The 11,296-nt window shown below is 29.5% G+C and carries 10 protein-coding genes; 6 read left to right on the forward strand and 4 right to left on the reverse strand.

Annotation, left to right across the window (positions count from 1 at the left end):
* The 3 genes from LS72_RS04125 to ruvC are packed head-to-tail and all read right to left on the reverse strand — an operon-like array spanning position 1 to position 1,752.
* The gene (locus tag LS72_RS04125; RefSeq protein ID WP_034553575.1) at positions 1 to 642 is read right to left on the reverse strand and encodes a thioredoxin domain-containing protein; all 642 of its coding nucleotides are present in this window, start codon (positions 640 to 642) and stop codon (positions 1 to 3) included.
* Positions 639 to 1,268: an FAD-dependent thymidylate synthase gene (gene thyX, locus LS72_RS04130; protein ID WP_034553576.1), complete on the reverse strand. Its 630-nt coding sequence runs from the start codon at positions 1,266 to 1,268 to the stop codon at positions 639 to 641. The genes LS72_RS04125 and thyX overlap by 4 nt, the downstream gene beginning before the upstream one ends.
* Positions 1,243 to 1,752 carry a crossover junction endodeoxyribonuclease RuvC gene (gene ruvC, locus LS72_RS04135; RefSeq protein ID WP_034553578.1) on the reverse strand — a complete coding sequence of 170 codons (510 nt, stop codon included), beginning with the start codon at positions 1,750 to 1,752 and terminating at the stop codon, positions 1,243 to 1,245. Before ruvC ends, thyX begins: the two co-directional genes overlap by 26 nt.
* Positions 1,753 to 1,942: 190 nt before the next feature.
* On the opposite strand from ruvC, the gene dnaA reads away from it, so the two are divergent.
* From dnaA to plsY, 4 genes are all read left to right on the forward strand, one after another.
* On the forward strand, positions 1,943 to 3,241 hold the full coding sequence (gene dnaA / locus LS72_RS04140) for a chromosomal replication initiator protein DnaA (RefSeq protein WP_034553579.1): 1,299 nt from the start codon (positions 1,943 to 1,945) through the stop codon (positions 3,239 to 3,241).
* A gap of 165 nt (positions 3,242 to 3,406) precedes the next feature.
* Entirely contained in the window at positions 3,407 to 4,474 is a 1,068-nt protein-coding gene (gene dnaN, locus LS72_RS04145; RefSeq protein WP_034553580.1) for a DNA polymerase III subunit beta, read from the forward strand.
* 25 nt (positions 4,475 to 4,499) lie between these two features.
* Positions 4,500 to 6,818 carry a DNA topoisomerase (ATP-hydrolyzing) subunit B gene (gyrB, locus tag LS72_RS04150; RefSeq protein WP_034553582.1) on the forward strand — a complete coding sequence of 773 codons (2,319 nt, stop codon included), beginning with the start codon at positions 4,500 to 4,502 and terminating at the stop codon, positions 6,816 to 6,818.
* A 45-nt stretch (positions 6,819 to 6,863) separates the two neighbouring features.
* On the forward strand, positions 6,864 to 7,511 hold the full coding sequence (gene plsY / locus LS72_RS04155) for a glycerol-3-phosphate 1-O-acyltransferase PlsY (RefSeq protein ID WP_052087266.1): 648 nt from the start codon (positions 6,864 to 6,866) through the stop codon (positions 7,509 to 7,511).
* A 427-nt stretch (positions 7,512 to 7,938) separates the two neighbouring features.
* On the opposite strand, the gene gpmI is transcribed toward plsY, so the two are convergent.
* The gene (gpmI, locus tag LS72_RS04160) at positions 7,939 to 9,405 is read right to left on the reverse strand and encodes a 2,3-bisphosphoglycerate-independent phosphoglycerate mutase (RefSeq protein ID WP_034553583.1); all 1,467 of its coding nucleotides are present in this window, start codon (positions 9,403 to 9,405) and stop codon (positions 7,939 to 7,941) included.
* 77 nt (positions 9,406 to 9,482) lie between these two features.
* Between gpmI and mraY the strand changes: the two genes are divergently transcribed.
* Entirely contained in the window at positions 9,483 to 10,541 is a 1,059-nt protein-coding gene (mraY, locus tag LS72_RS04165; protein ID WP_034553585.1) for a phospho-N-acetylmuramoyl-pentapeptide-transferase, read from the forward strand.
* A gap of 74 nt (positions 10,542 to 10,615) precedes the next feature.
* A complete protein-coding gene (locus LS72_RS04170) occupies positions 10,616 to 10,915 on the forward strand; it encodes a hypothetical protein (protein WP_034553586.1) in 300 nt (99 codons plus the stop codon).
* Positions 10,916 to 11,296 lie beyond the last annotated feature (381 nt).

Below are 11,296 nucleotides of genomic sequence, written 5' to 3' on the forward strand. Positions count from 1 at the left end.
TTATTTTTCTAATAAAACATTAATTTTAAAAATTAAGTCTTCTAAACTTTTAATATTTCGCGACATAATCATATACTTACCATTAACGATAAAACTAGGAACACCTTGAATACTAGCATATGCCATAGCTTCTGGCATAGCTTGTAATATTTCTTTAGCCTCTTTAGAGTTTAAAAGTTGTTGAAATTCTTGTTGATTAACATTTATTAAAGGATAAGAATCTTCTAAAAATAATTGTGCATTTTTCCAATTTTTTCTCTCTTTGTGGATAGCATTAAAATAATAATTTAAAACTTTTTTATAAAGAGCATTAGGAGATTTTGTATCGGTATTATTATGTTTATCTTTCAATAAAGCTACAACAACAATATCAGAAAATTCTTTGTGGAATCTACTTGCTGTGGTTAAATGATAAGGTAAAAATTTCGTATCTTGTGGGAGTATTTCTAAAATCATTGGTAACAATCCATTATAATAAGCACAATGAGGACAACCAACATTAAAAAGCTCTATAACGCTATTTTGAGAATCTTTTAAAGGTTTATCTAAAATAATATAATCTACCCCTAATGTCAAATTATTAGCAAAGGATTGCATAGTTAGCAAACAAAAAAATAATACAACAAATTTTAAAATTTTCATTTTATCTCCTCCATAAAATCTTTAAAAATAAATTGATGGTTTTGTGGAATTGTATCAAAAATTGCTAAAGCAAGTTTTCTAATTTCCCAAAGTGCACTTTTAGAACTCCGCAAACTTAAAAAATTCTGCAAACTTCTAGCATTAATGCTCCAAGTAAGCTCTGTCTTATAAGATTCTGGCATTGCAAATTTTGCTAAATCATTACTAATATTTTGCAATAAAAGATTCCGCAAATTTTCTAAGGCAAAAACAGATGCCTCATCGACTAAAGCATTAGAAGTAAAAACTAAAAATTTCTCTGCTCTTTTTAGATTATTCGAATCAATAGGCAAAAAACTTGCTTCATTTTTTAATTCTTTTAAAGTATAACGACTACTTTTTACGCTTAAAGAAGCGATTCTATGTCTTGCTAATTCTTGTAAAGTTGCCCTTGAAATACCTTGTATATAAAAAGTATAGTAAAGATGTTCTAAAGTAGAAGCATGTTTAAATTTATTCCCTACTCTATCAATGAGCTCTTTATCCTTTTCTCCACCATTATCTCCTCTTTCAAAGCTTTGCCAACAAGTTCTAATGGCGTGCGAACAAATAGAAAGTTCATTACAATTTAGAAGTGTAATTTGCATCAAAATTCCTTTTTTCAAACTTTAGTCTTTGTGCGTGAGTAATAGCAATAGCAATAGCATCAGTAATATCTAAAGGCTTAATTTCAGATTTAATGCCTAAAAATTTTTTTACCATAAAAGCAACCTGTTCTTTCTTAGCTTTTCCATTTCCTGTCAGAGATTTTTTAATCTGTAAAGGAGTATATTCAGCAAAATTCCCTAATTCTTGCAAAATTTTTAAACTCAAGGCTCCTCTAAATTGGGCAAGTTTTATAACAGTCTTTGGATTATACGCATAAAAAATATCTTCAATCGCTACAGAATGGATTTTATGATTTTTTAAAACCAAATCAATACCTTCTACAAATTCTAAAATTTGGTATTGTAATATTCTTTGTTTAATTTTAATCAAACCTGCTTCAAGAAGTTTTAGAGAGCCTTTATCTAAGGCTAAAATGGCATAACCACAATTTCTACTTCCAGGATCAATGCCTAAGATATTCAAAACTTCCCTTTATCTTAGATAGTTTCATTTTTATTAAGGATAAAATGATTAAGAAAATATCCTTTATAAAAGTTTTAGAATAATACCATAAGACTTTTAATAACTCTTCGTTACAATTATAAAATTATTTTAGTATTTTTCATTAGTTTTTCACATTTTATTCACAGATGTGAAATAATAAGGATATAAATTGCACCCTATTTTATTACAACTTAAAAAAGAAATTTCACCTTTTGAATTTGAAAATTACATTAGCCAAATTATTTATAATGAAAAATATTCTCGTGATGATAGAATCATTTTTAATGCTCCTAATATTTTTATCGCAAGCTTTATTAGGACAAAATATATCCATAAAATCACACATTTATTTGAAATACAAAATGGCTTTAAACCCGAAGTTATTATAGAAGTTTATAACCAAACTGCAAAAAAGGCAATTACAAATAACCAAAAAAAGATTAATGTTGCAACCAATTTAAATCCCTCTTTAACTTTTAATTCTTTTATTGTTGGAAATTCTAATAGTTTTGCTTTTAATGTTGCAAAAGCGGTTGCACAAAATCAAGGTGCTTCTTATAATCCTTTAGTTATTTATGGAAACACTGGATTAGGAAAAACACATTTATTAAATGCCATTGGGAATGCTAATGCTTCTGTTGGAAAAATTGTTATTTATACAACAAGTGAGCAATTCCTTAATGATTATTTACTCCATATTCGTAATAATTCAATGGAAAGATTCCGGCAAAAATATCGTGCTTGCGATTATCTTTTAATTGATGATATTCAATTTTTAAGTGGGAAAAATCAAATCCAAGAAGAATTTTTTCATACTTTTAATGAATTAAAAGAAAATTATAAACAAATTGTTTTAACTTCAGATAGACCTCCAAAAAATATGGATGGTTTAGAAGAAAGGCTAAAAACACGATTTACTTCAGGATTATTAGCAGATATTCAACCTCCAGAATTAGAAACTAAAATTAATATCATTAATGCAAAATGTGAATTAGATGGGATTATTTTAAATCCAGAAGTTATTAATTTCATTGCTGCAAATATTAATGACAATATCCGAGAAATTGAGGGTGTTTTAGTAAAATTAAATTTTTCTATTAATGTTACAAATATTCAAGAAGTTACTATTGATTTTGTCAAAGATATTTTAAAAGAATATATCAAAGAATCAAAAGAAAATATCAATTTAGAGGGCATTATTGAAACTGTGTCTAAATACTTTAATATAAAACCTTCAGAAATTAGGAGCAAAAGCCGCTCTAAAAATATCGTTATAGCCAGAAAAATAGTCATTTACTTAGCACGAACACTCACACCTAATTCTATGCCCTATTTAGCGAACTTTTTTGGTATGAAAGACCATAGTACTATCAGTAAAGCTATGAAAAGCATCCAAGATGAAATTAATAAAAATGGAAATTTAAAAACTATTATTGAAGAATTAAAAAACAAAATTAAACAAAATTAATCCATTAAAAAACAAAGTTTTGCTAGAATATGTTGAATAAATGTGAAAAACTTTACAAACAAACATTTAAAAAACTGAGATTGAATTTAGGAAATTTAATAAAGTTATTCAACTTTTCAAGTTCCCTACTAATACTTCTAATTTTTAATATTTAAAGGAGCTTTTATGAATATTACCATGCAAAATAGTGTGTTAGATAATATACTCACTTCCTTACAGCCTTTTTTAGATAAAAAAGATTCTAGTCAAATTACTTCACACATATATCTAGAAACTAAAAATAATCAACTTATTTGCAAAGCAACTGATTTTGAAATAGGTCTATCCACTATTACAGATTCTTTAACTATTAAAGAACAGGGAATAGCAACAGCTAATGGAAAACAACTTCTAGATATTATCAAACATTTAAAAGATGAGGAAGTTAATATCTACACAAATGGAGAAAATCTTCATATCCAACAAAATAAAAGCTCTTTTAAACTTGCAACTTTTAATGCTCAAGAATTCCCAATCTTTCCAGAATATGAAAATTTACCAAAACTAGAAATTAATTCTTTAGAACTTATTGCTTCTATGAAAAAAATTTTTCCTGTAATTGACATTAATAACCAAAAAAGAGAATTAAATGGTGCTCTACTTGATATTAGAGAATATTCTTACAATTTCATAGCAACTGATACTAAACGTTTAGCTATTATAAAATTTGAAAATGCCACAGGAAATAATTTAGCCCTTATATTTCCAAAAAAAGCCATTACAGAAATCCAAAGACTTTTTTCGGATAATATAGAACTTTTTTATAATGAAAAAAACCTTATTATAAAATCCCAAAATTATATTTTCTTTTCCCATTTAATTAATGGGAAATTTCCTGATTATGAAAGAATAATCCCTAAAGAGATGCAAATAGAGCTTACACTTTCTAAATCAGCTATTATTGAAAGCATTAAAGTTATTAATTCTGTAACTAATGATGTTAAAATCACTTTTAAATCTAATGAAATTTTATTTGAATCCCTAAGTCAAGATAATTCAGAAGCTAAAACCCAAATAGAAGTTAATTTACCTTTAAATGAAGATATTGAAATTGGTATTAACTCTCGCCATGTTTTAGATTTTTTAAGCCAAATTAATACCGTGGAATTTACTTGGTATTTAAATGGTAAAAATAATCCTTTTATGCTAAAGAGTGAAAACTTTTCAACCGTCATAATGCCAATTATTTTATAAAATTTTTAAGCTCTTAAGGAACATAATGGAAAATAAACAATACTCTGGAAGTAGTATTAAAGTTTTAAAAGGTTTAGAAGCAGTTAGAAAACGTCCTGGAATGTATATTGGAGATACTAATATTAATGGACTTCATCATTTAATTTATGAAGTTGTTGATAATTCCATTGATGAAGCAATGGCTGGTTATTGTGATACAATCCATATTACCCTTACAAAAAAAGGTAGTGCCATTATTAAAGATAATGGAAGAGGGATTCCTGTAGATATTCACCCAACAGAAAAGATTCCTGCAGCCACTGTTGTTCTAACAGTGCTTCACGCTGGGGGTAAGTTTGACCAAGAAACTTATAAAGTTTCTGGTGGATTACATGGAGTTGGGGTTTCTGTTGTTAATGCACTTTCAAAAAATTTACAAATGACTATTTATAAAAATGGTAATACCTACCAACAAAACTTCCAACAAGGAATCCCCCAAGATGAATTACAAATCATTGGGCAGAGTAAAGAAAGTGGGACGATTATTGAATTTATTCCTGACAATGAAATTTTTGAAGTTATAGATTTTCAAAGGGATATTTTAACTAAGAGATTTAAAGAGCTTGCCTATTTAAATAAACAAATCACCATTTATTTCATAGATGAAAGGGATGGATTTAAAGAAGTTTATCATTTTGATGGAGGTTTAAACCAATTTGTAGCGGATCTAAATAAAAAAAATCTTATCTCTTCTATCATAAGTTTTGAAGGTTTAGAAAATGATGTAGAAATGCAAATTGCTCTTGCTTATAATGATGGTTTTGAAGAGAGAGTATTAAGTTTTGTTAATAACATTAAAACTAATGATGGAGGGACCCACGAGGCTGGATTCCGCACAGGATTAACGAGGGCTATTACAAATTATATTGAAGCTAATGCTAATGCTAGAGAAAAAGATTTTAAAATTACCGGTGATGACATTCGTGAGGGACTAATTGCCATTGTTTCTGTAAAGGTTATTGACCCACAATTTGAAGGACAAACCAAAGGCAAATTAGGTAGCTCCTTTGTGCGTCCTATCGTGCAAAAACTCACTTTTGAAAAACTTGTAAAATTTTTTGAAGAAAATCCTAATGAAGCAAGAGCAATTATGGAAAAAGCTCTACTTGCAGCAAGAGGCAGAGAAGCTGCTAAAAAGGCTAGAGAATTAACGCGTAAAAAAGAGAATTTTAGCGTAGGCACACTACCTGGAAAACTTGCGGATTGCCAAAGCAAAGACCCAAGTATTTCTGAAATTTATCTTGTAGAGGGGGATTCTGCTGGTGGTTCTGCTAAACAAGGGAGAGATAGGGTATCTCAAGCCATTTTGCCCTTAAAAGGAAAGATTTTAAATGTAGAAAAAAGTCGTTTAGATAAAATTTTAAAGTCTGAAGAAATTAAGAATCTTATTATTGCTCTTGGTTGTGGGATTGGTGAGGATTTTGATATTACAAAGATTCGTTATAACAAAATTATCATTATGACAGATGCAGATGTAGATGGAAGCCATATCCAAACACTTTTAATGACTTTTTTCTTTAGATACCTAAAAGGGATTATTGAAGCGGGGTATTTATACCTTGCTCAACCACCGCTTTATCGTTTTAAAAAGGGCAAAAAAGAAATTTATCTTAAAGATGAGAAAGCTTTAAGTGAATATTTAATAGAAAATGGGATTGAAAATTTTGAATTTAGAGGCATTGGGACAAAGGATTTGATAGACTTTTTTAAAATTGTTGCTCATTATCGTTTAACCCTTAACCACTTACAAAAACGTTTTCCTCTTATTGAAGTGATACGTTATTTAGTTGAAAATAAGGAATTATTACAATTAGAACACCAAGCCTTATACCAAGCGATTTTACAAAAAATACAAACTTTAAATTATAATATTTTAAACCAAATATTTGATGAAGAAAAAATTCATTTATATGTGCAAACAGATGTAGGTTTAGTAGATATAAAAATTGATAAAGAGCTTTTTTCTCATCCATTATTTGAAGAAGCGTATTTAGTTTTTAATAAGCTTAAAGAATGGGATTTAGGATTTTTAGAGGGTAAAGATCCTATTAATTTACTTAATTCTATAGAAGAGAGTAGTAAAAAGGGGGCTTATATCCAAAGATATAAAGGATTAGGAGAGATGAATCCCGAGCAGCTTTGGGAAACTACAATGACCCCTGAAAATCGTCGTTTAATCCGGGTAGAGATAAATGATGAAATACAAGCCAGTGATATTTTTTCACTTTTTATGGGAGATGAGGTCGAACCAAGGAGAGAGTATATCCAAACACACGCTAAAGATGTAAAGCACTTAGATGTTTAAGGATATTAGTTCTTAAAGAAATAAAAATAATTTTTAGGATTTATAATGGTTGTTTTGACAATAGTAATAGATTTTTTTACAAGTATTAATGGGATTTTTTATGTTTTAGCTTATTTAGTGGGCGGGATTCCTTTTGGACTTTTATATGGTAAGATTTTTGGTGGAATTAATATCCTTAAAATAGGAAGTGGAAGCATTGGTGCAACCAATGTTTTAAGAGCTTTAAAAGAAAAAAAACCAGAAATTGCAAAAAAAGTTGCTTTTTTAACAATTTTAAGTGATGCTCTCAAAGGAATTTTAGTGCTTTTATTTGCAAAATCTATGGGATTAACCTATGAGGCACAATGGATGATAGCCTTTTTAGCAGTAATTGGACATTGTTTTTCTCCTTTTTTGAAATTTGAAGGTGGAAAAGGGGTTGCTACAAGTGTGGGGGTTATTGGTGTATTTTTACCATTAGAAGCGATTTTAGGTTTAATTGTTTGGTTTTTAATTGGAAAGTTTTTAAAAATTTCCTCTTTAGCTTCCTTATTTGGAGTGTTATTTGGAGTTGGAATGAGTTTTATTCTACATCCTGATATTCCTTATATCCATACGCATACGCCTCTTGTTTTAATCACTATTGTTATCTTTTATAAACATATTCCTAATATTGTCCGTTTGATTCAAAAAAAGGAACAAAAAGTCATTTAATGTATTATTTATATTACTAATCAAACTCTCTAAATAACTTACCAAGTCCTAAAACCTATAACTTTATAGCTAATTTCTTAAGTGTGGGGTCTTTGCTTTTGTGTATCAATATAAAGGCATAGGACTCTGCTAAAATAAATTTATTGAGTAAAATTAAGCAAAATGTAAGGGGGGAGGGATATATTTTACTTGAAATAAAGTGTTTTTAGGGTAGTTTCTAAAAACAAATAAAAGAACTTCAATTAAATACTACTTTAAGTGCTGAGTTGAGGGATTATTTAAAAGACATCATTCAAACCATTAAAAAGGAAAAATTTGTCCATAATTTAATAGATATTACAGGGGCGATTATGAAGTTACCATAAGATAATAGTGTTACATTTTAACAAAAATTACCAATCTTTTAAGCAGAGAGTAAGGAGATTTGTTAAAACAGCGGTTCATCCATTTCTTTGGGAATCTCAATTTCTAAGAGTTTTAGAATGGTTGGTGCGATGTTATTTAAGCCTCCATTTTTAACTTTTGTTACGCAAGGTGCATCGACAAATCCCCATACTTCGCCAATGGTATGGTTAGTCAAGATTTCTCCTTTTTCATTTTGCATTTCCTCGCAGTTTCCATGATCACTTGTTAAAACAAAGGCATAATTATGTTCTTTTGCCTTTTTATAAATTCTGCCAAGCTCTTTATCGACCGTTTCTACTGCTAAAATAGCCGCATTAAAGTTTCCTGTATGTCCTACCATATCCCCATTAGCAAAATTTACAACGATAAAATCATAAGATTCTTCGATGGCTTTTAAAACCGCATCACCTACTTCTTTTGCACTCATTTCGGGTTTTTCATCATAGGTTTTTACTTTGGGTGAGGGGATTAGAACTCTTGTTTCATTGATATAAGGCTCTTCTAATCCACCATTGAAAAAAAAGGTTATATGTGCGTATTTTTCAGTTTCTGCGGTGTGGAATTGTCGCAAATTATGTTTAGAAATAACTTCTGCTAGGGTATTGGTAATGATTTCTTTAGGGAAAAGAATAGGAAAATCAAAAGTCTTGTCATAAGGAGTCATCGTAACAAGTGGAACTTCTACCCAATCTTTGCGTTGAAAGTCCTGAAAATCTTTATTGCCTAAAGCACTTACAATCTCTCTTGCTCTATCGCTCCTAAAATTAACAAAAATAATGCCATCCTCTTTTTGGATAGAATCTTTTACAAAACAAGCAGGTTCTATAAATTCATCAAAAATTTTTTGTTGGTATTGATTTTGTAGGTATTCTTTCGGTGAAGTGTTTATGAAATTTTCTCCTAAAGCTATCGTATTATAAGCTCTCTCTATCCTATCCCAGCGATTATCCCTATCCATAGCGAAGAATCTCCCTGATAAACTTGCGATTTTGATATTTTTATTCACAATAGCATTTTGTAGCTTTTCTAAGAAACCTAAAGCACTTTGTGGTAATACATCTCTCCCATCGGTAATAAGGTGTAGATAAATTTCAAAGTCTTTTTGCAACCCTAAAGCAAGGGCTAAAATATGATTAATATGAGAATGCACCCCTCCATCGCTCATAAGTCCTATTAAATGAATTCTTTTTTTAGAGCGTAAAATTTCTAAAGCTGGATTATTTAATAAGCTTCCATTTTCAATGGCTTTATTAATTTTTACTAAATCTTGATAAAGGATTCTTCCACTCCCTAAACACATATGTCCCACTTCTGAATTCCCCATTTGTCCATCTGGAAGCCCTACAAAATCCCCATAAGTTTTTATCATCCCAAAAGGAATTTCTTTAAAGAATTTCTCATAATTTGGTTTTTTCGCATTAAAAAAAGCATTATATTTTTTTTGTTTGCTATAACCAATACCATCGGTTATAATTAAGATTGTTTTCATAACGTTCCCATTTTTAAAGTTTATTTAGATAAAATCCTATCCTAAGTTTTTTAAATCTTTTTTGAAGTTTTAGGGTAATGCTTTATTATTTTTATTCTCTGTTTAGTATTAATATTTTTCAATACATAACCTTTAGAGCTGCTGGTGCGTTTTTTATTGCTTTTATTCTTGTGCTTATTTTGATGCCAAAATATATTTTGTGGGCTAGGAATAAAAAGGCAAACCAACCTATTTCACAATATGTTCCTAAGAATCATAAACAAAAAACTAATATTCCTACTATGGGTGGCATTATTTTTATCTTTTCTACACTTATAGGGGTTTTGGTTTGTGCGAAGCTAGATAATGCTTATGTGATATTAGGAATCTTGTGTATGGTCTTTTTTTCTTTAATTGGTATTAAAGATGATTTATCCAAAGTTTTACGCAAAAAAAATGCTGGAATGAGTGCAAAGGTTAAATTCTCTTTGCAAATACTGAGTGCTTTTTTATTAGCTTTGGGCTTATATATGGTAAGTTTTGAAGATTCTTTTTATGTGCCTTTTATCAAAAATCCGCTTTGGCATTGGGGAGCAATTAGTATTATCTTTTGGGTTTTAGTCTTTGTTGCGACAACTAATGCGGTGAATTTAACCGATGGTTTAGATGGCTTAGTAACCATTCCTTCTATTTATGCACTCACTTCTTTAGGGATTTTTGTTTATATTGCTGGAAACTCTGGCTTAAGCGATTATCTTTTATGGCCTAAGGTTGCTGGAAGTGGAGAAGTGGCGATTATTTCTGCGGCTCTTGTGGGTTCTTTAATAGGCTTTTTATGGTATAACTGCCATCCCGCTCAAGTTTTTATGGGAGATAGTGGGAGTTTAGCATTAGGGGGATTTATCGCTTATATGGCAATTATTTCAAAAAATGAGATTTTACTTTTTGTGATTGGGTTTGTTTTTGTCATAGAAGCACTCTCTGTAATCTTGCAAATTGGGAGCTACAAAACGCGGGGTAAAAAAATATTTTTAATGGCACCTTTGCATCATCATTTTGAAGAAAAAGGATTGAGTGAAAGTAAGATTATCGTGCGTTTTTGGATTGTTGCTTTAATGAGTAATCTTATTGCACTTTTAACCTTGAAACTAAGGTAGTTTGCAGAGATTAAAAATTTAAGAATGTAAGGAATAATTTTTGCTTCTAGTTTTTAAGGATTATAAGGATTGAAATGGCATTTAAAATTAATACTAGCATTTATAAAATTACTCCAACTTATTCTAAACCACAAGAAAAAAAGCAGCAATTTTCCTTAAGCAAACCCCAAAAACCTAAAACCTTTAAACCCCAAAAAAGTTTTCCACAGCAAAATTTGCTGGATAAATACCAAGCAGGGGCTATATTTTTTAATACCCAAAATTTATTAAGGCAAGAATTAAAAATCCAAAAGATCTCTTTTTATACGAATTTTAATGAGGGGAATCATTTGCTTTTAGAATATCTACAAATGAAACATAGAAAAGTTTTTTAATGCTCCTTTTAGTTTTTTCTATGCTCTTTGCAGTAACCAATACGATACCATTAAAATTAATTTAATCTTTATTGAATTAAAATACCTAAAATCAATTATTAATTTGGTGTTTTCATAATATACAAGGGGAATAACCTATGCAAAACTCTACACTTACACTTACAACCTCAATACCCTGCGGGGGGGGGGGGCAATAATACTCCTCTAAGAAGCCAAGTCTTACATTCTAAAACAGATTCTAAAGTCAATGCTAAAACTGCAAATACTATAACTTTACAATCTCATACAAAAGATTCTACTTTAGAATCTAATTCCTTAGATTCTAATCTTAACTTTGTAATCAATCCTAAGTTTTTAGATTCTAATCTTAATACAAAGGCT

The sequence above is a fragment of the Helicobacter apodemus genome, from assembly GCF_000765745.2.
Lineage (GTDB): Bacteria > Campylobacterota > Campylobacteria > Campylobacterales > Helicobacteraceae > Helicobacter_D > Helicobacter_D apodemus.